Genomic DNA, 23,148 nt, shown 5'->3' on the forward strand with positions numbered 1-23,148 from the left:
ACAAAAAGCCGGCTCAATAGAAGATGAGCCCGCTTTTATTAGGTTGGCCGCGGCTTGGATATAATCTCTCCAAGCAGTCCATAGTCCACCCCACCAAGCCTGCTGACAGGAGCCAGCAATTCCGTTTGAATATGTCCTTCTTTATAGAGAGAATCACTTACCCGGTAGGAAACCACTTCTCCAATAATAAAATCACAACGGGGGTCATCTTGTTTTCCTCCGAGCTCCATATGTTGATGGAGGGTACATTCCAACGCCACTTTTGCTTCTTTAATCACAGGAACCGTTACTTTTTCGCTTTTTATTAATGTCAATCCTGTTTCTTCTACCTCGCTGACATGTGCTGGATAATTGGCTGCACTTTGGTTAACTTGTTCGATTAAGGTTTCATCTACCACATGGATGACAAACTGATTATTTGCTTCAAGAATGTTTCTCGCAGTATCTTTAAATGCACCATCAGGTTTTCGTCCAACTGACACACCGACTAATGGAGGTTCCGCTGTAATAACATTAAAAAAGCTGAAAGGAGCGGCATTAATGGTCCCATCCTTTCCCTCGGTTGTAATAAATGCTATAGGCCGCGGGAGAATACTGGAGATTAACAGCTTATAATTTTCTTTCCTGGATAATTTTTTTGCATCAATGTTCATCTTTCTCACCTCTCCTCTCATCGTATTCTAGATTTCTTTCTTAGGCAACCTCTGAAAACGTCCTCTCTCTTCTAAAAAATTTATCATCTCAGTCAGAGTTTTTTCTGGCTGCTCTTTTGGGAGGAGATGTCCTGTTTTGGGATAAGTAATAAAACTTGCCTGAGACAGTTGGGTAGATAGACGTTCACCTATAGATAAAGGAACTACTTGATCATTCTCCCCCCATAGAAGCAGAGTGTGATGAGCAATACCGTAAAGGTCTTCATCTTTCAAATCCCCTTCACGATGGCGTATTAAACCAATGAGGGACTGGTAGAAGGCCTTGTCCTTAAAAGGGGTCACATATATTTGATAGCTTTCATCGTCCGCATGCTTTTCATCATACACTACACTTTTAAAAATATTTCGTAAATCTGAACGGTTAATAAGAAAGCGGGCGCATAAGGGGGCAAGAGGCAGATAAGTAGCCAGGCGCAGCCTAATTGAAGACCGTCCTACATAACTGGAAGGAGCCATAAGCACCAGCTCCGAAATAAGGTCTGGATAATACTTAGCCAGGTAGAGGCAGATTTGTCCTCCCATCGAGTGTCCCACCGCTGTTATTTTTTTCACAGAGAGGATTTCCATTAATTCAGCGATGGTAGCTGCATAATTTTCATATGAATAAAGGTACCCGGTTCCTTTTTCACTTTTGCCAAAGCCGGGAAGATCCAGTGCAATCACACGTGCAAATTCAGCAAGCTTCGGGATAACAGGCTTAAAGCTGTGAACGGAAGACACGAGGCCGTGGATTAAACATACGTCAGGAGTATCTCTTCCATAGCTTTTTGGCATGTATTCTTCAACATATACAGATACATTGTTCACTTTTATATACTTGCCCTCCATAGCACCCTTCCTTTTCTTCGTCCACTGTCATCTCCTTTATATGATTTACACAAGCAATGTTTCCATGTATTTTTTTTTCTTTTCCACGATTCAAAAAGTGCGGCTGTAATAAAAACCAATTTCATGTTTGGGATGCAGACCCACTGTCCAAAGGCCAAGAAATAAATCAATAGGGACGGATCACGCAGCAATGGACCACTTCTTTCTTTCTTTGAGGTAATGATCAAGAGATCCAGGAGGAGGAACCTCCCTTCTGCCTACTGAGAGTTGAAGCGCAAAAAGCATCCAAATCAATTAAAGAGCAAGTAAAAGTAAATAGGCTGGTTTAAGTCTCGTTCAATCCGAAACTCAAACCAGCCAATGGCTGCGTAATAAAAATCTAATTGTGTGGAGGGGACTGATACTGTCTTGTCACCGTCTTAATACGAACGAAGGTCGTATGGTGTCTGCTGGTATACGTAATAGTTGAGCCAATTTGAAAACAAAAGATTAGAATGGGCTCTCCATCTAAGCTGAGGCCTTGCCTTCCTGTTGTTTTCCGGGTAATAATTCTCTGGCTCCGCTGTCTTAACTCCCCGGTTGTAATCCCGTTCATATTCATCCTGAAGTGTACAGGTATCATATTCACTGTGGCCTGTCACAAAAATCTGTTTCCCGTCTTTTGAAGCCACGATATAAACGCCGGCTTCAGGAGATTCAGACAGCACCTGAAGCTCAGGAACCTTGTCTACATCTTCACGTCTAGTACCAGTATATCTGGAATGAGGGACATAGAAAACATCATCAAATCCTCTCATTAAGCTTTCATTCGGCTTTTCAACAAAATGTTCATAAATACCAAACTGCTTAACAGGAAGTTCATGTTTAGGAACCCCATAATGATAATACATGCCTGCCTGCGCCCCCCAGCAAATATGAAGGGTGGAAGTGACATTTGACTTGCTCCATTCTAAGATGCTCTTTAACTCTTCCCAATAAGTAACATCTTCAAAAGGGAGCTTCTCTATAGGCGCTCCGGTTATAATCATTCCGTCAAATTTTCTTTCACGGATTTCATCAAAGGTTTTATAAAAAGAGGCGAGATGCTCAATTGGTGTATTTTTGGATCTGTGTGTATGAGGATGAAGCAATGAAACATCCAATTGAAGAGGGGTATTCCCCAAAAGCCTGAGCAATTGTGTTTCTGTCGTTTCTTTTATTGGCATTAAGTTTAAAATCAGTATTTTAAGTGGGCGAATATCCTGAGTATAAGCCCTGCTTTCATTCATTATAAATATATTTTCTTTCGATAATATATCCTTTGCGGGTAAATGATCGGGTACCTTAATAGGCATAATTCTCTCCTACTTTCTCTCAATACTCAGCTATCTTTATTGTTTATGTCTTTCATAGTGCTCCCTGAACGATTCGTTTTCAGAAGTTATATCATATGGTGAATAGGTAAAACCAGAAAGCTCACCAGTCAAATGAAAAGCTGCTTCTCTACAGATCAGCTTGATTGGTATCTACCCATTCCAACTGATCTATCATACTTTCATAAAGTTATTCTGTAATTGTTAAAATTATCATAAAACCGAATTTTTCGCAAATCTCTTACAGGACTCATTATACTATTTTATAACGTATCTATCTATTGTCTTATCTATTCTTCTTTTTGGAGAAAAGCTGCAACACCTGCTCCCCACCCTGGCCACGGTCCCAAAAGGGGGTATATTGGCTTCCCTTGGGTTCTTTTAGTAAATCAGTCTATTTGACTAAGGATAACTCTATAATAAGAGGCCCTTTCACAAGGCTTTTATAAAAGAAACATCCGGGATCAGCCGGATGTTTGAGAGGAATGCCTTTTTTCTATAGCATGAAGTAATATTTCAGCTCTTTCGCCAGAAATGGTGGTTACACCGAGAGGTTCTTTTTTCCTTCCGTATTCTTCATGGTGAAAATCTGATCCTCCTGTTCGAAGCAGAGTCTTCTTTGTTTCTTTCTCCAGTTTGGAAGTCAGTTTTTCGTAGTGTTTTCTTTCTTCAGGGTCGTGATCTCTGTGTTCAATTTCCACCCCGTCAAGCCCGCTCTGATGCACCCATTTTTCAATGTCTTCATCAAGACCGTAATACCCAGGATGAGCAACGACTGCAAGTCCTCCGGCTTGATGAATAAGTGATATGGCTTCTTCAGGAGTGAATTCTTTTGCCTTCGATACATAAGCCGGCTTTCCTTCTCCTAAATATTTATCAAATGCCTCTGAGACTTCTTTCACGTACCCTCTATCAATCAGTGCTTTTGCTACGTGCGGGCGGCCTACACTGCCCCCGTCCACATAACGGAGAACATCTTCTTCCTGCAAAGTAACTCCAGCACCCTGTAAACGTTCAAGCATAACTTCCATACGCTTGTTTCTCATTTGTCGTTGTCCTTCCAGCACTTCTTGAAATGCTGCATCTTCAATATTCACCCCGTAGCCTAGCATGTGAACGCTTTTCCCTTTCCACTTCGTGGAAAGCTCAATGCCGGGAATCACAGTCAGACCCAGCTGTTCCCCTGCCGCCTGCGCTTCTTTTACCCCATTTGTGGTATCATGGTCTGTCAATGCTACGATGTGTATTCCTGCCTCTTTGCACTTTTCCATCAGCTTAGCTGGTGAATAGCCCCCATCTGAAGCCGTAGAGTGCATATGTAAGTCTGCCTGCATCAATTGCTAGTCCACCTCCGCTTTGTTTACGAAGCAGTTTTCACTGCCCAAGCTACTTGCCCTTTTCTCATATGGTCTGTATAGGTAAACTCGTAATAGGAAGATGGTTCTACTTTAAAAGCCAACGTCCCTCTTCTTTGCCCTTCAGGCCGGAGTTGACCTCCAATGAGCCTTTTATCGTCATAGTTGTCATGGTACTCATACGTATATCCTTCATCGTTTACGACCAATGTGTTGAATAAAGATATTTCTTTTACTTCTTCCGTGGCATTAAAGAAGGAGACATCAACAACCAAAAAGGTTTCCCCTTCCTCTTCGGTCTCATATGCTTCGTGGACGGTCACATCCATTCCGCCTATTCTTGCCGTTTCACCTTTTTCCAGCAGGTGTTCAGACCCCTCCACAATCTGTGCATAGGGGTTATCCGTTAATCCGCTTGTTGTCTGTGACTGAAATAAGACTCCTGAGAAAAAACCGAGCAATAAAACAAGTCCAAGTAATACCCCATACTTCACCGTCATGCTAAATCACTCTCTCCATTCTACCTAATCTGTTCCAACATGTTCAAACCTGGTGCCCTTCTCAACAGAAAAGATATGAGACTTTGCTTTTCCATAGAACAAAGCTTAGCATCATTTTATATCACATAGGCGCTTGTTCTCTGTTTTCCACCTCACATCAAAGGAGGCGACCGTTACGGCCACCTTGTTCTAATAAAACAAATAGCACGCTTATTTCCCTTCGTTCCACCAATCATCTTGAATGGTAACCGGCAGCTGCCTTTTATGCTCTGTTTGAGTATACCTGGTAATGAGGTTTACTTTCACTGCTTCATTTACCGTTTTGCCTTCCAGGAAATTATCAATATCGTCATAGGTGACTCCCAGAGCTTCTTCATCTGAAATACCTGGTTTATCGCTTTCTAGATCAGCAGTAGGCACCTTCTCGTATAAGTGTGCCGGAGCATCGAGCTTACGTAAAAGCTCTTTTCCCTGCCTTTTGTTCAGACCAAATAACGGTGCGACGTCACAAGCCCCGTCACCATACTTAGTATAAAATCCAGTAACAGCTTCAGCTGCATGGTCTGTCCCGATAACTAAGCAGCCAAACTCTGCTGCCAAATCGTATTGGGCTTTCATTCTTTCCCTTGCCTTTGTATTCCCTTTGTTAAAATCACTCATCTTATGGCCCACTGCTTGTTCAAAAGCATTTTCTGCCGCATCCACTGCTTGTTGAATGTTTATAGTAATTGTCTTTGATGGGCTGATGAAATTTAGTGCCTGTTGTGCATCATCTTCATCGAACTGTTCGCCATATGGCAGACGAACGGCAATAAAAGAATATTCTTTGTCCTCTTCTTCATTTAATTCCTCAATAGCCATTTGTGCTATTTTACCGGCTAATGTAGAATCCTGCCCCCCGGATATCCCCAATACATATCCAGATACGTGGGCTTTTTTTGCGTATGCTTTTAAAAAATCTTTTCTCTTATTAATTTCCTCAACAGGATCAATATCGGGCTTCACTTCCAAAGCTTCTACAATCTGCTGCTGTGAAATAGACAATTTAATCACTCCAATGACCATCATTTACTAATTATTTATCCTACATCCCAGTATACTAAACCAAAGCATTAAGGGACATGGTTTCTTTTTTTCAGCTTTAATAATTGGGACTGTTTTCCTTCTTTCTGTAAAATTTCGGTTTGTTTTTCCCCTAACAGGTCAAAATGGGGGTATGGCTTTCGAAGATGAATCCACTCTTCCTTCAGGCCGTATTGCTTTCCCCAGCTGATCAGTGCTTTCAGATTTGAACAGCCTACTTTTGTGACTGTATCACAATCCGGAAATCTTGGATCATACCAAAAATGAGTGATAAACGCGATTTCTCCATTTGAAGCTTTTCGTTTCCATTCATTGAGTTCTTCTCGCCTGATTCCAAAGGCCATAATTTAGCTCCTTTTCCAATTTCCCTGTCTCTTTTTTATATCATACGAAGGCATTTTTGTCTGTTATAACGGAAGAAAATGTTTCTTTGGATTCATAAAGGTATGTAAGGGTGGCGTTGAGGGATATCAGATGTTTCTTTTTATAATAAAAGAAAAAAAGGCAGCTCTACTAAGGAGCTGCCCCTTCCTGCTACCGTCGTTTCGCATCTCTTTCTTCGTCTGCGATTTCTTCATATATATTTCCCAGGCTTTCCTGCCTTCTTGCATTCTTTGCTTCAATTGCTTTTTTGTCTGATTCCTTCAAATCAAGGTTATTCATCGTTTCCTCGGCGGCTTCCATATTCTTAAGGGTGTTATCCTTCATTTTTTCCAGTTTTTCAACGTTATCTGAACGGTCATCAGGTTTAGCCATTTCATTTCCTCCTTCTCATTTGTCCACATTAGTGTGGAATGAGAAGAAGGTTGTTATACATTTTCTTTCACTTGTTTCTTAACCCTTTCATATTTCTCGTGCCAGTCAGGAAGATGCTTCTTTATAGAGATGGGCCGGAATGTATTTTTGCGAATACACACGTGAGTGGTGGTTCCCTTAACACAGAGAATACCTTTTTGGTTGATTATGTTATAACCGTATGTCACCCGCAGACCATCATAAGCTTCTATCCATGTTTCAGCGGTGATGACATCCCCATATGTTGACGGAGCCTTATAATCAAGGTTTACATTTGTCACTGGGGATAGTATGCCTTGCTCTTCAAGCTCTTTGTAATTAAAGCCAAGTTCATTGATCAATTTTGTGCGTGCAAGCTCACACCATACAAGATAATTAGAGTGGTGGACGATTCCCATTTGATCGGTTTCTGCATATCTGACTTCAATGTTTGCTGCTGCTTTCATTGTTCCAGCTCCTTTTATAACTTAATGTGCAAAGCCTCTGTCACATCCTCTTTTTCCAAAAGTGAATAGTCCCCACCCTCATTATGGTTCAACAGCCTGACCGCTTGCTGCTGAAACATTTCTTCTGCAAGATCTTGTGCCAGCCGGCCATTCCCCGGGACCGTTCTTTCTGCCAGATGTTCAAGTAAAGTCTCCCACGCTTCCGGGGTAAAGCGGTATCCATACTCACCAGCTTTTTTCTTTGTAATTTCAGCCAGCTCTTCGCCTGAATAATCGGGAAACGTAAAAGACTTTTTAAAACGGGAGCGCAGTCCTGGATTACTTTCAAGTAAATTCTCCATTGGTTCTGGGTAACCGGATAAAATGACCACCAGATTTTCTTCATGCTTTGTCATTTCTTCAACAAGCGTGTCAATTGCCTCTCTGCTAAAATCCCCAGCTCCTTTTGGCAGTAATGAATAGGCCTCATCTATAAAGAGTACTCCTCCCAGGGATTCACGGATTTTCTGTTTTGTTTTTAATGCCGTCTGGCCGACATATCCTGCTACAAGGTCACTCCGTCCGCAGACAACGAGATGCCCTCTTTTTAAAAAGCCCAGTTCCTTTAAAATCTTTGCGTAAATGGCAGCTGTACTTGTTTTTCCCGTACCTGGTCTTCCATTAAAAATCGTGTGAAGAGAAAGAGGAGCAGAAGGAAGGCCTGCCTGTCTTCTTTCTTGCTGCACCTGCACAAAGGAAGCCAGCTTTTTCATTTCTTTTTTTACTTTATCCAGTCCGACAAGCTCGTTTAGCTCCTCTATACCTGCTTGCCGTTCTTTTTCTTGTTCCTTTTTCTTATCTTTCAAATCCTCACTTGTTAACACGGCATAATCATCCAGGGAAGGTGACTCTTTTTTTCCTGCCTTTGCTCCTTTTTGAAAAATAGCATCAAGGATGATGTTCTTGACTGTACGAGCATTTCCAAACGACTCATCTACCTGCTCAGCTGCAATCCGCTCTTCCAGCGTTCTTTTCCCATCAGCAGATATCGTATAATCATTTGCTAACGCAACCTTATCACCTATATCAAGCAATTCCTTGAGAGAATAGTCAGAAATATGAATGTGGTTACTTTCCGGAAAACGGCTGCGAAGCCCCGGGTTAGCACGTAGAAACTGTCTCATTTCTTCAGGATATCCAGCCAGAATAAGAGAAAACGTCCCTGCATACTCACTGCTTGTAATGGCAGACACCAAAGTGTCAACAGCGGTTTGTCCATAATCGTTGCCAGTCATTCCTTCTCTTTTCAAGCTGTAGGCTTCATCTATAAAAAGAACTCCTCCTACTGCTTCTTTGATTAAATTAAGAGTCTTTTCTTCAGTCTGACCTACATAAGAGCCAACTAAATGTGAGCGGTCCGCTTCTAATACCTCTTCACGGGGCAACAGTCCGACATCATGATAAATTTTGGCGAGCAAGCGGGCAAGCATGGTTTTTCCAGTGCCAGGATTCCCGGTTAAAATCATGTTTAAGCTTAATTCATCCTGAAGGACAAAACCTTCTTCTTTTCTCCTTTTCTGGTATTGGAGATAATAATACAACTGATGAACCCGGTCCTTTACCTCCTGCAGGCCAATTAACTGATCTAATTCCTGCAGGGGACTGTCATCTTCTTTTGTGTCTTTGAACCCTTCAAAATGAAACTGCCATTCCCTGGAAATATGATTAATCTCCTGCAACGCATCTTTCATTTCTTTCACATGTTCAGGGGAATAAAAGGTGCCGGTCGCCGTTTCCTGATAGAGCCGTGATGATTCCTGTAACAGACGGAGATGCTCTAAGCCTTTGATCAGTATTTGATACGCTTCTTCTGCAAAATCTGCTTCTTGCTCCATGTCCGCTTTCTCAAACATGACCTTTGCTCTCTTGAGAGCCTCGCTTTGAGCCTTCATTTCCTCTATCTGGGAAGAGGAAGCGGTGTATAGCTGTTCAGCTGTTTTTTTTCTTGCAGAACTCTGATCTGTCTCTCTTATCGAAGGAAGGTTGTTAGGAAAGAGGGTCTGCTCTGCTCTCCAAAGAATATCCTGTCCTTTGATTATAAGAAATAAAGGATAGTTCTCATTGCGCTTCTCACCTTTATCCATCCAGTCACGAATAAGGGGATCTATTTTTCTTACTTGCTTAAAACGGGTATATGACATGAAAGCGTATAAGACGCCTATAAATGATTCCACATCATTTTCTCCACCCGACAAAATATCAATATATTTCCTGGCTTTCTCCATTGAAAAAAGACTTAGATCTTTTTCCCACGCCTTTATTTCATCTATGATTTCATTTTTTTCTTGTTGAGTCATACAATCACCTATCTTTACCTGGATCACGTTCTATTACAGCCTGCAAGGTATCGTCTGAGCCTCATCCTGCCTTTTTCCGAAAGAAAGGAACGGGCTTTTCCTGAGGCCCTATCACTTTTGTCCCTAAAGTTACTCCAGAAAAAACAAGAAGTGCTCCTGCTAAATGTATCATGCCAAAGGATTCATTTAAAAATATTACCGCCATCACTACTGCTGAAACAGGCATTACATTTATAAATAATGCTGCCTTTGAAGCTCCGATTTGTTGGATCCCATCATAGTACATAACAAAACTGATCACTGTCACAAAAACACTCATATGTAAGATGGCCAGCCAGGAAGAAGGTGAGGCTTCCACCCAGCTGAGAGGAGAAGCCTCATAAAAGGAGAAAGGCAAAAGAAAGATTGTTCCGAACATGACAGCATAAGTAGTCGAAACTACAGGACTGAACTTCTTTAACACCACTTTTCCAAGCACGCTGTACAATGCCCATGTTATCACTGCTACAAACAAAATAATATCAATCGCTTCTAAGCCGCCAGTCAAAATGGCTCCCATGTTTCCTTCACTTATAATTGTTGCTGCACCGCTAAGTGCCAAAATCATTCCTGTGATTTGAAAACGAGTAACTCTCTCTTTCAAGAAAAGAATCGATAATAGTAAAATCAAAATAGGGTTGGTAGCAATAAACAATGAACTTTTTACCACAGGGGCATACATGCTTGCAAGAAAAAAGCAGACATTGTAGATGAAGATTCCTGTTAAACCAAGAAGAGCAAAGAACAGCCAGTCTCTTCGAGTAACCGCAGGACGCTTTGGTTCCATTTTCCACATGAGAGGAAACAATAAGATCGCGGCAAAGAAAAAACGGAGAAACGCCACAGTAAAAGGTCCAAAATCTTCCACAGCTATTTTCCCGGCAATAAAGCCGCTCCCCCACATTGACGTTGCAAAAACAAGCATGACATAAACCAGCCACTTTGGACGTTCTTTCATTGTTCGATCCTCTTCTCTCTATAGTGCTATGTATTCCACTTTTTATTGTATCATTTTTTCGGCATTCGAAAGAGCAGGGCCCGTTCCCTCAAAAAAACCGCCTTTTACTGACGGTTTTTCACGGAAATCCATATCACTCGCCTGAGTAGAAAGCCAATGAAAATGGCAGCAATGACTCCTATTAATGCTCCGAGGGTATTTAATATGACATCGTCAATATTGGCCACTCTGTGCGTAAAAATAAACTGGTTAACTTCAATAAAAGTAGAAACAAGCATAGCGGCAAAAGTAATGGTCAAGACTGCTCTGCTTTTTTTTCTGCTTAACAAACCTAAAATGAAACCAAAAGGAATAAAAAGCACAATATTCCCTGCTAATATGCGGAGGGGGTCTGCTAACCCCGGGCTGAAGACAGCAATTCTATAAATGCTGCGAAAGGGAACGAGATTGTAATTTCTCCCGCCTGGACCCTGTGGCCCAAAGGAAGCTCCGTAATTCCACGCTAACAACGTGACATAGAAAAGAACTGCCATATAAATAATAAATACAGCCCAAAGCAACGGGGTTAGGACAGACCTTATTTTTTTATCGCTTATTTCCGTCTGGAGAATATGTATCACTCCCCCTGTTATTCAATTAATAGGTGCATGTTTATTATGAAATGATCTATAATCAGTGACAATGGATTTTTATAGTGCCTGTTCGACACACCTTTACCCTGCAAGACAATACCATAATCCTTTCCTCTGCTTTTTAAGTATTTAGAGACTAAGAAAATCATTTAATTCGGTTAATTCGTCGCGTTATGTAATACGAAAGATTATGCAAATACATAATCCATTCTCTAAATAAAAAAACCAGAAAGAGCAACAGGCTCCTGCTGGTACGATGATAATATTATCTGACTGCTCTGCGATTTTCCCATCTTTCCTCAAGTTCTTCAAGCATCTTTTTGTCCTTCATGATTTCCACTTTATTTACCTTCACTAATTCTTCAAAGGTTAAACGCTTAATTTTTCTCAATATTCTTCACTCCTTTTTCTCCATTATGGAAAAAAAAGATTCATCTTATACCTGTTGTTTAGGGCTGATATACCAGCCAGAGGTTTCATCGATGGTCAGTAAAAAGATTTCATGGGGATTTCTATGCCCACGTTTTAACAGTTCTTCTTTCAGCCAATCTATGGATCCTAATTCCTTAAGATTGGCATGAATAATTTTCCCGTCCTCAATAATGACCTTAGGATAACCTTTATCTTTAGGGTCCATGTTCATGTCTGTTGGGGTAAGAGCCTGATTGGCACTCTTTTTAATTACACTTATTTGGCCGTTTGCCTCAAGAATGGCATAATCCACTTCATTTAAATCTGATGCATCCCTCAGCCGTAAGTCCATTAATAGGGATTCTATTGTGACTTTTGCTTTTTTTAATTGGTCATGCAAAATTTTTCCTTTTTCTATGACAATGAGAGGCTCGTCTTCAATTACTCTTCTGAAGCGCGGTGTTTTTAATGCCGTAAAGGTAAGGGTAAAGTGAAGGGCTGCTATTAACCCTGCTGATGCTAATGGACCACCCAACGGAAGATCACCGCTTGATAAAGGCTCCCCGACAATATCACCGATCACGACACCAAATATAAAATCTAAAGGATCAATAGAGCCCATCGATCGCTGACCTAGTATCTTTACCATGAGAAAGATATAAATGTAGACGATACTAGCCCTAATTAGAAATCCTGTGATTGGAAGTGCTTCTGAACCTGTCCAGAATTCCAGGATTCTCACCTCAATTTCTTACCATTTTTTAGAACTATCCATTTTATCTTGTTCAATTTCAGCATATGACATATGCTTTCTTTCTTCAGCCTCCTGGCCGGGAGAAACATGCTGCTTTTCTTTCTTTTTTGTCTGTTTCTTCTCTTTCATACATCCTCCACCTTTCTTTTTCTAGTTTTATTGTGTACGATTTTTCTTTACGTTATTAAATTTTATACTACGGTACGTGAAATTTAAGTTATACAAGGTAAGGTTAATAATTCCCTGACGAGAAACTTTCTGATGACTGGGAAGTACTAAGAGCCATTACATAAAAAGACCTTTGGTTGCTGTTTGGATGCTTTATGTAGGACACGAAAAGAAATTGCACACAAATAACCCCACTTTACAAACTCGTGAGGTTATTTTACTATCATTAAATTTCATTCCATTTTTATTTTTTAGGTCCTCTTAGGAAATTTGTTGTCCTTCAGCCTTTTAAGTTTGGCCTATTTGAATCTTAACCAGTTCCTCACGCGGTACTTAATCCAACATCTCACCATACGAGCGAAAAAAAGGAGATAGCTGTTTTCATACCGCTGTTTTGAACTTTCTTAATCGTAAAGTATTTAGAACCACTGACACTGAACTAAATGCCATAGCCGCTCCTGCCAGCATTGGGTTTAACAAAATTCCAAAGAAGGGATAGAAAAGACCTGCCGCTACTGGAATTAACACCACGTTATAGCCAAACGCCCAGGTAAGGTTTTGCCAAATCATTTTCATTGTTGACTTGGATAAACGCAAAGCCGTTGCGATACTTGTTATATCTCCACGCATCAGTGTGATATTGGCGGTTTCCATAGCCACGTCTGTACCAGTACCGATAGCAATACCAACATCCGCTTGTGCTAAAGCTGGGGCATCATTAATCCCATCACCAACCATAGCAACCAACTTTCCTTGGTCTTGCAACTTTTTAACTTCCTCTGCTTTGTGCTCTGGCAATACTTCAGCAATAAAGTGATCAATTCCAGCTTCCTTGGCAATGGCTTTTGCCGTACGCTCATGATCTCCTGTTAACATAATCACATCAATTCCCATGGACTTAAGTCGTTTTATCCCAGGGATAGTATCTTTCTTCAGGGTATCTGCAACAGCAATCACCCCTGCAAACTCTCCGTTCACTGACACATACATAGGGGTTTTCCCTTTGTCAGCCAACTGTGTGGCTTTTTCCTCAAATGCCTTTAACTCAATGTTATACTGCCTCATTAATTTTACGTTGCCAATCAATACGTCTTTTCCTTCCATCTCTGCTTTTAAACCTTGGCCTACAATGGCTTCAAAGGATTCAGGTTTTTGAACCTCTATACCCCTTGTCTGCGCTCCTTCAACGATTGCCTCCCCTAATGGATGTTCGGAACTAGTCTCCACAGAAGCAGCGATTTGCAATAATTCATTTTCAGAAAAACCGTTAGGAGTAGGAAGCACATCAGTTAGTTTAGGCTTACCTTCTGTAATGGTACCTGTTTTATCTAAGATCACAGTTTCTACTTTATGAGCACGTTCCAGGCTAGTGGCATCTTTAATTAATATTCCATTTTCTGCCCCCTTTTCCGTACCCACCATAATCGCTGTGGGTGTAGCCAAGCCAAGAGCACAAGGGCATGCAATAATGAGTATCGCAATAAATGTTGTCAGGGCGAAAATAAGGGATGGTTCTGGACCGATAAAATACCAAGTAATAAATGAAAGAACAGCAAAAATGACAACCGCTGGAACAAAATAAGCTGAAATGACATCCACTACCCGTTGGATAGGTGCTTTGGACCCCTGGGCCTCACTGACCATTCTCACAATTTGGGCTAAGGCAGTTTCTTGCCCCACTTTTGTTGCACGGAAGGTAAAGCTTCCGGATTTGTTAATAGTAGCCCCAATCACTTTATCTCCCTCAGTTTTCTCTATTGGCAGTGATTCACCGGTTAACATCGACTCATCCACTGCAGATCTTCCTTGAAGAATCGTTCCATCTACTGGAATACGCTCACCCGGTCGTACAAGGACATGATCATTAATTTGAACCTCTTCTACTGGCAGCTCAAGTTCTTCCCCGTTTCGAACTATTCTTGCTGTCTTTGCTTGCAAACTCATTAATTTTTTTATTGCTGTAGATGTTTGCCCTTTTGCTTTTGCTTCAAAGTAACGACCTAACAGAATAAGTGTAGTAATAACAGTCGTTACATCATAGTAGAGTTGGTAAGGAAACCCCATTTCCGTCAGCTGACTTGGAAACAAAGTCATCGCCCCGCTATAAAACCAAGCGGCCGTTGTTCCCATAGCCACAAGTACATTCATGTCAGCTGATTTATTTTTCAGCACTTTATAACTGTTCTTATAGAATCTCCACCCGGGTACTAGCTGGATATAGGTGGTTAATAACAATAAAAAAAACGGACTTGCAATAGCAGCAGGTACCCAATTACCCCATTCGTGCATCATATGTGGAATGCTTCCGATTAAAACAATTGAGGTAAGGATAGCTGCAATTGTAAAGTCTTTAAACAATTTCTTTGTTTCTTCTTCATTTTCATCTCTAAACTCTCTATTTTCTTTTTCTTCGATTAAAGTAGCTTTATATCCAGTCTTATCAATTGCCTCTATTACACTTTCAACAGAAAGCACTCCTTTTTCTCCGGTCACTTGAGCTTGATTTGAAGCTAAGTTTACATTTACTTCGTGCATACCTTCCACTTTTAAAACAGCTTTTTCGATTCTGTTGACACAAGAAGCACAACTCATCCCTTCGATTGAAAAGGTAAGTTTCCGGCGAGTTTGCTCCTCTTCTATTTGTCTTGCACTATACCCAGCTTTATCAATGGCTTCAACAATCTGAGGGGCGGATACTTCCTTTTCATCCCCTTTCACTTGTGCTTGGTTTAACGCCAAGTTCACACTTACTGAATGTACTCCTTTGAGTTTGGATATCTCTTTTTCTATTCGATTCACACAAGAAGCACAACTCATTCCCTGAATTGAAAACGTCCTGACAGTCATAATTTCCTCTCCTTTCCTAGACGTAAAGGAAGTTCAAATATATTGAGATACTTTTAACGTTTTTTTGTCGCTAATTTCACGGCAAAATAAATAACAAGCCCAATGAAAAATAAACAAACGAAAACGAAAAATATCATTCCCCAACCCATCATGCTCCAACCAAATTCATTCATCATTTATAACCACGTCCTTTAGCGTTTTTTTCATTTTATCTAAAATGTTTAAGAGCCCTAGTGACTATTCTCACTAAAGGAAGGAAAATAATGAAGGCAATCGTAATTATTTTAATAATACAATACCCCTGTATGGTATGTAAAGGGTGACATAATATTATATATGTACTGATATTATAATAGAAGTAAAAAAACCTTCTCTTTAGTAAAGAGAAGGCCAAGGCGGGGATAATCAGGAATCGACGCTGTAACCTAGATCCTCAATCATTTCTTTAATTTGTTTCCGTTTTAGTTGGGTAGAATTAAAAGAAACCACTACTACACCTTTGTCAAGTTCAACTTTTACCTCTTCCACACCATCTAGATCTCCAACACTGTTTTCCACAGAGGAGACACAATGACCGCAAGTCATTCCTTTAACATGAAACGTTTCCGTTAGCATTACATGCACCTCCTTTTCCAGTCGTATTCACTACTTAACTAATCGTTGAAAAACATCCATTAACTCGCTTATTACCTCATCACCGCTATTTTCTTTTACCGCTTTAGAGACACAATGGGTAGTATGGTCTTCTAAAAGAGCTAGTGATACTTTATTTACAGCAGAATTTATAGCTGCAATTTGGTTTAATATATCAACACAGTAACGATCTTCTTCAACCATCTTATGAACTCCACGAACTTGACCCTCAATTCGTTTCAGTCGATTCAATAATTGTTGTTTATTTGGCTGGACTACCCTTTTAGGAGATGGGTTAGAGAGGTCTTCCATCTATTTCACGCCCTTCTTGATAAACATTCTTTCAAAACTAGTTATACAATATGTGATCCGTTATATGACCGAATAACATACCACTATATAGATCTTACTATACCCCAGTTATGTATCTCAAGAATAAATAAAAGTCCAGAAGAATAATTTGGACTTTTATTCCATTCTTTCTTCTCTGGTTTCTATAACTTCCAGTTTCAAGATCCTGAATTTTTCCAAAGGTTCTATTAATTCATTTGGGTAATAAGGGGATGGGTTTGTGTTTAAGAAAGACTCTTTTTCCTTCATTTCTTCTTGGGCATAATTTTCAAACCCATAGTCTAATAACCTTGTGGTGTCCTGATAACTCTGATCGGCAGTTCCGGCATTTAACACAACAACAATAAGTTCACGGTTATTTCTTTCGGCTGCGGTTACTAAGGTAAACCCAGACCTTTGGACAAAACCATTTTTAACCCCAAATGCACCATCATAGTTCCAAAGCATCCGATTGTGATTAAAAATGGTTGTTTCCCAGCCCTTGCCATTCCATTCCATTTCTTTTGTTGCTACAATTTCCCGGAAATCCTCATTAGATAAAGCATACCTCGTAATCTCAGCCATGTCATAGGCTGTAGTGTAATGATTTTCATTAAATAGTCCGTGAGGGTTGGTGAAATTGGTGTTCTGTAGATATAAACGTTTTCTTATAAATTCATTCATTTTCTCAGAAAAGTCTTCTTCACTTCCAGCCAGGTGCTCAGCAATCGCATGACCCGCGTCGTTCCCGGAACTAATCATGAGTCCTTGGACTAATCGTTCTAATGAGACGACTTCATCCTCTAGAAGATATACCCTTGTGCCTTCTATTGTTGTCGTTTCTTCACTAATTATTACTTGTTCTTCTGGCTTTCCCATTTCTAATGCAAGAATGCCAGTAACAATCTTTGTGATGGATGCCGGGTACATCTGTTTTTCGCCTTGTTTTTCATATATTATTTCCCCAGTTTTTCCATCCATTAAAAGAACAGATTCACTATAAAGGTCCAGGCGCTCTTGGGCAGAGGAGGAAAGCGGTGAATGGTAAAATAACAAATAAACAATGATAGCTGTAACTAAGATTTTAGGTAGTAAAAACATAACTTCTCTCCCTTTTATTTGGTAGGTAAGAAATACAACATCATTTAAGTTCAGAGAAAGCACCATGTTACTTTACCTATAAAATATGAAGATATGATGAAGATTGATGATTTATTAGTTTTCTTGTAAAAATTCTTTGACCTTTGTCAGAAAACGTCCTTCATTCAAAGAGTTTAACTAAAATAACTGTTGAGAAAAATACTCAACAGTTCCTTTATCCTTACCTCTTATCTTTAGTTAAGGGGACCATTCCACTCTTCCATTCCTCCACCAAAATTAAATACATCTTGAAAACCTTGTTCGACAAGATAATCGGCACTTTCTATACCCATCCGTCCTGTAAATTCACCTTGGTTGCAAAGGCAGGCCAAAATAGGATCAACCTGCCTGTGCACATAGTGGAAGGTTATAAGACGTCTTTTATTCCGGTTTATTTGGAGCATTAGGGTCTGGAGTAAAGGAGGGTTCAAACCCATCGTACTTAATTTCACTAACCATTCCATTCCTTGCATGATGGAACTCATGGCAATGGAACAGCCAATTTCCTGGATTATCAGCCTCAAAGATGATTTCATACTCTTCCCCTTCTCGAACGTTTAACGTGTCCATTATGATAGGAGAACCGGAAACCTCTTCACCATTTCTAGAAATAACTTGGAAGAAATGACCGTGCAAGTGCATCGGATGATCCACTTCTGTTTCGTTTGCAATGGTCATTTTTATAAAATCACCTTCTTCAACTTCATATACTTCATGCCCTTCGGCTGTTTTCGTATCCATTTTTTTATTATTGATTGTAAAAATTCCCCTCCCATCTTCTGAGTCTAGGACCATATCAAATTCTTTGGTTACATCTTCTAGGTTGAGAGATTCAGCTGGTTTTCCATATGATAAAATATCAAATTCAGCTTCAACCTCTTTTGGAGCAAGCTCTTCCCCTGTATACTCCTCATATACAAATGGTAGAACTGTGTGTAAGTTATCTTTATTTGTATCAGCAAATATTTCGACTCCGTAAGCTCCCGGGTTGTTAGCTTCTATTTCAATATCTACTCGTTCAGCAGCGCCTAAGGTTACTGAGGTATTAGAAAGAGTCTCAGGTTCATTGACTTTTTGTCCATCATAATGGGTCACTTTAAAATTATGATCAGGGATTTGAATAACTTGTGTAAACAAACCCGCATTTACAAAACGCAGCTTCACTGCATCTCCTTCTTGCACTTCTACTCTTTCAATTTCAGGAGAAGCTTTACCATTAATAAGCATGGTATCGTACATATGTACCATCATTTCATCATGCGTCATCTCTTCTACCGCGCCGTGCGACCCATGATCCATCATGCCTTCCATATTGCCATGATCCTCCATGCCTTCCATCATAGAAGAGTAATCATCTAAGACTAATACCTCGTCGATGTCATACTTTTGATCGTTCTCTTTTTCAATAACAAGGGGACCATATAACCCTTTTTCTACTTGGGTGGCTCCGTCTTGATGAGAATGGTACCAATACGTTCCAGGAGTATTCGCGGTAAATTCGTAGGTAAAGGAATCGCCGGGCATTACCACATTTTTAGTAATCCCTGGAACCCCATCCATCTCATGATCCAACGGAATGCCGTGCATATGGAGTGCAGTAGGAACAGGTAAATCATTTGTCAGTTTTATCTCTACCTCTTCCCCTTCTTGGACCCTTATTTCTTCACCAGGCAAAGTGTTGTTATAAACCCAGGCGTCAAAAGAAAAGTCTTCACTTAGAAACCACTCTTCCTCAGACGCTGTTATATGTATGGTGGTTTTTTCCTTATCGTTTTCACTAGTCGAAGTATCACTATCTGAATTCTCAATTGCTATCCCCTCTCCAGTGACAACCCCAGTCTCGTTTATTTCTTCATTTACACTCTCGTTTGAACAAGCTGTTACTAACAAAACAGTAGAGAAAAAAAGAATATACTTTTTGTTTTTTTCCATATTTACCCTCCTCCATGAGTTGTTATTGTGACATGGAAATGTGAAAAGATTATGTAGTTAAATAATTTATACAGAGGGCACAAAGAGTAATACTTGTAACAAAAAGTAACATCTTGGAGGTAACACAAGTATAATTTGTAGAAGCTTGATATAAAACTTTCTAAATTTAAAATAGAATCCTATTATAAAAGGCCCCTGATAAGAAATACTCACAATAATCTCACCATAAGGTACTTATTACTACGTAACACCCAGGTAATAGCAAAAGAGATCCCTGAGTAGACCTGGGATCTCTTTTTATTTTCACCTTTTGGATTTATATACCACTATAAGTATACTGTTTGGTATTTGTACTAAGTGTTAGCCACACTAGATTATATTGTGGCCGTAGTTGTTCCATCCTATTTCTATAGTAATCAGATTCTTTTCTAGATAAAATAACTAATGAATCAGGAATACATAATTTCTTCATAAAAGCTTTTTATAATGTAAATAAATGCACCTTCTGTAAAGCTAAAGGAAAAACACATCATAGACAATACCAGTACTTTTTACTAGGAAAGCAGTCATGAGGTGATGATATGACAAAGAAAAAAGTTTTAATTATTGATGACGAAAGTGAAATGAGAAAACTCTTACGTATTTGTATTAAACCTACAAGTAAATTTACTATAGATACCGCTTCTTCAGGTAAAAAAGCTATGAAAATGGTAACAGAAACAAAGCACGACTTAATTCTACTAGATATCATGATGCCAGGTATGAGTGGATTAGAGATCCTTCATCAATTAAGGAAAAAGGAAAAGAATCAAGTACCCGTGATCCTGATTTCTGCGCTAGGAGACAAAGAAAGGATTGTAGAAGGCATCAACCTTGGAGCAGACGATTACGTAGTGAAACCTTTTGAACCGAAAGATTTACAAAAATGCATTCTGTCTGTACTCCGCAGAAGGACTTCTGTCAGGGAGGATGTCATCCTATTCCCCGATGGATTAAAAATAAGCATAGAAAAACAGCACGTGACCTATCAAAACCAACAAATTCCTCTAACGAATAAAGAGTTTGTTGTTTTTAAGAGAATGTCTCAATACCCAGGGCAAGTATATACGAAAGAACTGCTTGCTCAACTTGAGTTGTCTGGTGAAAGTGAGAGTATAAATATAGATTCTTATATAAGAAACATCCGAACAAAACTAAAGGATAGTGGCTTCGAAACAAACGTCATTAAAAAAGTCGATGAGATAGGATACCAAGTAATAAATGAAGATATAGAATGTAATTAACTCCTTTTCCCTTATTCAAAGAAAAAAGAGTATCACCGTTTCCCTGGATAAGAGGAGTGACTGGAACCAATTCTTCCAACACCTATCAAGCTCCAATAAAAGATTTCACTTCCACTACATATCATTAAAATACATTAACAATTAGTGTATATAGTTCCAATACGTTTCATGAAAAGCTGTAACCGTCAAGTGGAAATGAACATTTTTTGCTCGTTATGTTTGAGCACTTTTCGCTTGAAACAAAGATTTACGATACTTAATTCGATGACTGCCGCCATTCAAGTGAACGACTTCCGAGCGATGGAGAAGGCGATCCAAGATGGCCGTGGTGATACCTTGATCTCCGATCAATTCTCCCCATTCCTCGGGCCCTTTGTTCGAAGTTAAGATGACTGAACTTCTTTCATATAGATGATTGATTAAGTGAAAAAATAAATTAGCTTCTTGTTGATCCATAGCCATATACATTAAGTCGTCGATGATAACCAAGTCAGCCTGTCGAATACGTTTCATAGATAACTGAGATTTCCGAACGTATTCCTCTGTTTTTAAGAGGGGTACAAGTTCTCCCATCGAAATAAAAGAAACTCGAAATCCCTTATGAATGGCTTCCAACCCCAAACCAATAGCTAGATGCGTCTTTCCAATGCCAGGTGGCCCCAGAAAGATTAAATTAAACGTCTGTTCCAGCCAAGACAGCTCTTTGAGCTGCTTTAGCTGTCTTTGACTGAGAGACGGCTGCTCCGCAAGGTCAAACTCTTCCAAGGTCTTTTGATACGGAAACCTTGCCCATTTCAAATGTTTTTCAATCATTTTTTCCTCTCTACGCTTCTCTTCATAAGTAAGGAGTTCATGAAGAAACTCTTGATAGGTCCAGGATTGGGCTTCAGCTTCTCTCAGAAAGAGAGGCAGCCTTTTAGATGTTTCTGCCATCCTAAGTTGATGAAATTGTCGTTGTAAACTTTCCGTAGAAAGACTCATGTTAGGCCCCTCCCAAAATCTTCAGGTAGCTTTCCAAGTTTCTCACTTCTGCTGTTTCCTCCCACGCTTTTGAATAAGGAATGGAAGGAAGGTTTTCTGGGAGAAGGGACCGATCAAATTGTTGGTTCCTTGCTAGATATCTGGTTACATCTTCAAACGAGTTGGCACTCCACAAATTTTCTTTTATGCATATTTCAATCGCTTGTTGAGCGAAAGAAGGGTACTGCTTCACGGCACGTTGGAGAATCTTCAATTGGTCTCTTATGTACCTTGGGTAACGTTGATGGATCTCTTCAAGAAACCGTTGGATATCCTCTTTCTGATCAAAGGAGCCTTTTACTGTTTCCATATAAGCAGGTATACCTTTTGATCGGTCTCGGGAATGGTGAGTGTTCTTGATAAGCTGGCCTTTTCCAACAGCCAGAGGATGAATCGCAATCTGCTTTCCTTGTGGAGTTTTTTCAATAATAAGGTGTCCTTCTTCTATGCGCACGTACACCGTATTCTCTCCGTTTGCTTGGTAAGTCCCTAACGGGACGGAGTAGCGATTCGAATGATATTTTATGATGTTGTCCTTATGAACGGTTCTTGATATACTTAACCCACGGTGACTCTCGAAAGAGAGTAGGTAAGAGACTTTTCGTAAGTGTGGCTTTTCCAGGGCGAACACTTCGACTGGTCTCTTTTTTATTGTATTGTGTACTTGGAAGTTTCCCTTGCGTTCTAACCAGGCAAGGCATTGCTCATTCCATGTTTCTATGTCATAAAATACTCGATGTTTCGCAAAGTTGTGTTTTACGAATTTTACTGTGTTTTCTACTTTCCCTTTTGATTCAGGATCTGCTCTCCTGCATAAGTAAATCCGAAATCCTCTTTGTTGCTTATAAGCCTGAAAGTCTTCTGTCAGAATAAAATCACCTCCATTTTCACTGACGGTCATTAATTTATCTTGGTCATAAACAATTTCTTCTGTGATCCCTCCATAATACTGAAAGGCATTCTCGTGACTTCGTAACACATCCTGAGTCGTAAACGGATGATCCTGCCATTCTGCGTATTTAAAGCGAGAATGCGAGAGGACAAAGGCAATAACGTATAGCTTTTTAGTTTTGCCTTCATAAGTAAAAACTTTCTTTTCTCCAAAATCAACCTGCATTTGTTTGCCTTTTGGGAGTTCTTCGATGGCTTCAAAGGTTCGGACTTCTTTTACTTTAGGAATACAATATGTTTTTCTTAGTTCTTTAACATAAGCTCGAACAGTGCTTGCCCCCACATCTTTAAAAGAACAACGTTCTTCTAACCAATCTGAAATCTGAGAAGCCGAAAGGTCAGGGTGTTCCTTTAACCACTGGAGTAAATGATTTTGATAAGGATCCAGCTTCCGCTTCCTGGTTTTTAGTTGGTACACCCATTCGCTTGCATCCTCAAAATCCCTCTTCAAGTAAGCATAAACAGTAGTCCTTGATAAGTTACACTTTCTAGCAATCGCTGCCACAGAAAACCCTTCTTTTCTTAGCTGATGAACATAAACATGCTTTTCCAATTTCTCCACCTTCATTCCCCTCCGCCAGTCACACATTTTCTTTATAGTGTACATGACAAGAGGTGTTAAGTAGGGGAAAAGCGCTCAAA

Annotated in this window: 24 protein-coding genes; 1 reads left to right on the forward strand and 23 read right to left on the reverse strand. The window is 39.9% G+C overall.

Annotated features, from left to right (window positions below; translation table 11 throughout):
* Positions 1-38: 38 nt before the first annotated feature.
* The 21 genes from CEF17_RS08245 to CEF17_RS08340 all read right to left on the reverse strand — a co-directional run bounded on the left by CEF17_RS08245 (position 39) and on the right by CEF17_RS08340 (position 19,252).
* Complete coding sequence (locus CEF17_RS08245; protein WP_100399116.1) at positions 39-653, reverse strand: flavin reductase family protein; 615 nt, start codon at positions 651-653, stop codon at positions 39-41.
* Between the two features lie 27 nt (positions 654-680).
* Positions 681-1,520 (reverse strand): alpha/beta fold hydrolase, encoded by an 840-nt coding sequence (locus tag CEF17_RS08250; protein ID WP_232725464.1) that lies wholly within the window; start codon positions 1,518-1,520, stop codon positions 681-683.
* Positions 1,521-1,960: 440 nt separating this feature from the next.
* On the reverse strand, positions 1,961-2,875 hold the full coding sequence (gene metA / locus CEF17_RS08255) for a homoserine O-acetyltransferase MetA (RefSeq protein WP_100399118.1): 915 nt from the start codon (positions 2,873-2,875) through the stop codon (positions 1,961-1,963).
* 482 nt (positions 2,876-3,357) lie between these two features.
* On the reverse strand, positions 3,358-4,227 hold the full coding sequence (locus CEF17_RS08260; RefSeq protein WP_100399119.1) for a PHP domain-containing protein: 870 nt from the start codon (positions 4,225-4,227) through the stop codon (positions 3,358-3,360).
* A gap of 26 nt (positions 4,228-4,253) precedes the next feature.
* Positions 4,254-4,748, reverse strand: coding sequence for a DUF4352 domain-containing protein (locus CEF17_RS08265; RefSeq protein ID WP_100399120.1), 495 nt, complete (start codon positions 4,746-4,748; stop codon positions 4,254-4,256).
* Positions 4,749-4,958: 210 nt separating this feature from the next.
* A complete protein-coding gene (gene nadE / locus CEF17_RS08270) occupies positions 4,959-5,813 on the reverse strand; it encodes an ammonia-dependent NAD(+) synthetase (RefSeq protein ID WP_100400849.1) in 855 nt (284 codons plus the stop codon).
* A 47-nt stretch (positions 5,814-5,860) separates the two neighbouring features.
* Positions 5,861-6,175: a hypothetical protein gene (locus CEF17_RS08275; RefSeq protein ID WP_100399121.1), complete on the reverse strand. Its 315-nt coding sequence runs from the start codon at positions 6,173-6,175 to the stop codon at positions 5,861-5,863.
* Positions 6,176-6,365: 190 nt separating this feature from the next.
* A complete protein-coding gene (gene tlp, locus CEF17_RS08280; protein WP_100399122.1) occupies positions 6,366-6,587 on the reverse strand; it encodes a small acid-soluble spore protein Tlp in 222 nt (73 codons plus the stop codon).
* A 53-nt stretch (positions 6,588-6,640) separates the two neighbouring features.
* Positions 6,641-7,072: an acyl-CoA thioesterase gene (locus CEF17_RS08285; RefSeq protein ID WP_100399123.1), complete on the reverse strand. Its 432-nt coding sequence runs from the start codon at positions 7,070-7,072 to the stop codon at positions 6,641-6,643.
* 14 nt (positions 7,073-7,086) lie between these two features.
* Positions 7,087-9,408, reverse strand: a complete 2,322-nt coding sequence (locus tag CEF17_RS08290) for an AAA family ATPase (RefSeq protein WP_100399124.1) — start codon at positions 9,406-9,408, stop codon at positions 7,087-7,089.
* Positions 9,409-9,469: 61 nt separating this feature from the next.
* Positions 9,470-10,405 carry a DMT family transporter gene (locus CEF17_RS08295; protein ID WP_100399125.1) on the reverse strand — a complete coding sequence of 312 codons (936 nt, stop codon included), beginning with the start codon at positions 10,403-10,405 and terminating at the stop codon, positions 9,470-9,472.
* A 104-nt stretch (positions 10,406-10,509) separates the two neighbouring features.
* Entirely contained in the window at positions 10,510-11,025 is a 516-nt protein-coding gene (locus CEF17_RS08300; protein ID WP_232725465.1) for a VanZ family protein, read from the reverse strand.
* Between the two features lie 277 nt (positions 11,026-11,302).
* Positions 11,303-11,428: an FbpB family small basic protein gene (locus CEF17_RS08305; protein ID WP_083465515.1), complete on the reverse strand. Its 126-nt coding sequence runs from the start codon at positions 11,426-11,428 to the stop codon at positions 11,303-11,305.
* A 45-nt stretch (positions 11,429-11,473) separates the two neighbouring features.
* The gene (locus tag CEF17_RS08310) at positions 11,474-12,184 is read right to left on the reverse strand and encodes a DUF421 domain-containing protein (RefSeq protein WP_100400851.1); all 711 of its coding nucleotides are present in this window, start codon (positions 12,182-12,184) and stop codon (positions 11,474-11,476) included.
* A 15-nt stretch (positions 12,185-12,199) separates the two neighbouring features.
* Positions 12,200-12,331, reverse strand: a complete 132-nt coding sequence (locus CEF17_RS20860) for a hypothetical protein (protein ID WP_269799450.1) — start codon at positions 12,329-12,331, stop codon at positions 12,200-12,202.
* A 420-nt stretch (positions 12,332-12,751) separates the two neighbouring features.
* Positions 12,752-15,217, reverse strand: coding sequence for a heavy metal translocating P-type ATPase (locus CEF17_RS08315; protein ID WP_100399126.1), 2,466 nt, complete (start codon positions 15,215-15,217; stop codon positions 12,752-12,754).
* Positions 15,218-15,622: 405 nt separating this feature from the next.
* The gene (locus CEF17_RS08320) at positions 15,623-15,832 is read right to left on the reverse strand and encodes a copper ion binding protein (RefSeq protein WP_100399127.1); all 210 of its coding nucleotides are present in this window, start codon (positions 15,830-15,832) and stop codon (positions 15,623-15,625) included.
* 30 nt (positions 15,833-15,862) lie between these two features.
* On the reverse strand, positions 15,863-16,162 hold the full coding sequence (locus CEF17_RS08325; protein ID WP_100399128.1) for a metal-sensitive transcriptional regulator: 300 nt from the start codon (positions 16,160-16,162) through the stop codon (positions 15,863-15,865).
* 156 nt (positions 16,163-16,318) lie between these two features.
* Positions 16,319-17,281 (reverse strand): D-alanyl-D-alanine carboxypeptidase family protein, encoded by a 963-nt coding sequence (locus CEF17_RS08330; RefSeq protein WP_100400852.1) that lies wholly within the window; start codon positions 17,279-17,281, stop codon positions 16,319-16,321.
* 233 nt (positions 17,282-17,514) lie between these two features.
* Complete coding sequence (locus CEF17_RS08335) at positions 17,515-17,676, reverse strand: rhodanese-like domain-containing protein (RefSeq protein ID WP_198508932.1); 162 nt, start codon at positions 17,674-17,676, stop codon at positions 17,515-17,517.
* Positions 17,677-17,701: 25 nt separating this feature from the next.
* Positions 17,702-19,252 carry a multicopper oxidase family protein gene (locus CEF17_RS08340; RefSeq protein WP_100399129.1) on the reverse strand — a complete coding sequence of 517 codons (1,551 nt, stop codon included), beginning with the start codon at positions 19,250-19,252 and terminating at the stop codon, positions 17,702-17,704.
* 581 nt (positions 19,253-19,833) lie between these two features.
* On the opposite strand from CEF17_RS08340, the gene CEF17_RS08345 reads away from it, so the two are divergent.
* Positions 19,834-20,535 carry a response regulator transcription factor gene (locus CEF17_RS08345; RefSeq protein ID WP_100399130.1) on the forward strand — a complete coding sequence of 234 codons (702 nt, stop codon included), beginning with the start codon at positions 19,834-19,836 and terminating at the stop codon, positions 20,533-20,535.
* Positions 20,536-20,748: 213 nt separating this feature from the next.
* Here the strand turns inward: CEF17_RS08345 and istB are convergent, their stop codons facing one another.
* Complete coding sequence (gene istB, locus CEF17_RS08350) at positions 20,749-21,516, reverse strand: IS21-like element helper ATPase IstB (RefSeq protein WP_100399060.1); 768 nt, start codon at positions 21,514-21,516, stop codon at positions 20,749-20,751.
* Position 21,517: 1 nt separating this feature from the next.
* Complete coding sequence (istA, locus tag CEF17_RS08355) at positions 21,518-23,074, reverse strand: IS21 family transposase (protein ID WP_232725458.1); 1,557 nt, start codon at positions 23,072-23,074, stop codon at positions 21,518-21,520.
* Positions 23,075-23,148 lie beyond the last annotated feature (74 nt).

Origin of the sequence: Bacillus sp. FJAT-44742, from assembly GCF_002797315.1 — a bacterium.
In the GTDB taxonomy this organism is placed as follows: domain Bacteria; phylum Bacillota; class Bacilli; order Bacillales; family Marinococcaceae; genus Thalassorhabdus; species Thalassorhabdus alkalitolerans.

Coding starts and splice junctions, on each gene's coding strand:
- CEF17_RS08345 (WP_100399130.1), top strand. CDS start 19,834: ATGACAAAGAAAAAAGTTTTAATTATTGATGACGAAAGTGAAATGAGA.
- CEF17_RS08320 (WP_100399127.1), bottom strand. CDS start 15,832: ATGCTAACGGAAACGTTTCATGTTAAAGGAATGACTTGCGGTCATTGT.
- CEF17_RS08265 (WP_100399120.1), bottom strand. CDS start 4,748: ATGACGGTGAAGTATGGGGTATTACTTGGACTTGTTTTATTGCTCGGT.
- istA (WP_232725458.1), bottom strand. CDS start 23,074: ATGAAGGTGGAGAAATTGGAAAAGCATGTTTATGTTCATCAGCTAAGA.
- CEF17_RS08330 (WP_100400852.1), bottom strand. CDS start 17,281: ATGTTTTTACTACCTAAAATCTTAGTTACAGCTATCATTGTTTATTTG.
- CEF17_RS08245 (WP_100399116.1), bottom strand. CDS start 653: ATGAACATTGATGCAAAAAAATTATCCAGGAAAGAAAATTATAAGCTG.
- CEF17_RS08340 (WP_100399129.1), bottom strand. CDS start 19,252: ATGGAAAAAAACAAAAAGTATATTCTTTTTTTCTCTACTGTTTTGTTA.
- tlp (WP_100399122.1), bottom strand. CDS start 6,587: ATGGCTAAACCTGATGACCGTTCAGATAACGTTGAAAAACTGGAAAAA.
- CEF17_RS08285 (WP_100399123.1), bottom strand. CDS start 7,072: ATGAAAGCAGCAGCAAACATTGAAGTCAGATATGCAGAAACCGATCAA.
- CEF17_RS08325 (WP_100399128.1), bottom strand. CDS start 16,162: ATGGAAGACCTCTCTAACCCATCTCCTAAAAGGGTAGTCCAGCCAAAT.
- CEF17_RS08275 (WP_100399121.1), bottom strand. CDS start 6,175: ATGGCCTTTGGAATCAGGCGAGAAGAACTCAATGAATGGAAACGAAAA.
- CEF17_RS08295 (WP_100399125.1), bottom strand. CDS start 10,405: ATGAAAGAACGTCCAAAGTGGCTGGTTTATGTCATGCTTGTTTTTGCA.
- istB (WP_100399060.1), bottom strand. CDS start 21,516: ATGAGTCTTTCTACGGAAAGTTTACAACGACAATTTCATCAACTTAGG.
- CEF17_RS20860 (WP_269799450.1), bottom strand. CDS start 12,331: ATGAAAGAGAAGAAACAGACAAAAAAGAAAGAAAAGCAGCATGTTTCT.
- CEF17_RS08260 (WP_100399119.1), bottom strand. CDS start 4,227: ATGCAGGCAGACTTACATATGCACTCTACGGCTTCAGATGGGGGCTAT.
- metA (WP_100399118.1), bottom strand. CDS start 2,875: ATGCCTATTAAGGTACCCGATCATTTACCCGCAAAGGATATATTATCG.
- CEF17_RS08290 (WP_100399124.1), bottom strand. CDS start 9,408: ATGACTCAACAAGAAAAAAATGAAATCATAGATGAAATAAAGGCGTGG.
- nadE (WP_100400849.1), bottom strand. CDS start 5,813: ATGGTCATTGGAGTGATTAAATTGTCTATTTCACAGCAGCAGATTGTA.
- CEF17_RS08315 (WP_100399126.1), bottom strand. CDS start 15,217: ATGACTGTCAGGACGTTTTCAATTCAGGGAATGAGTTGTGCTTCTTGT.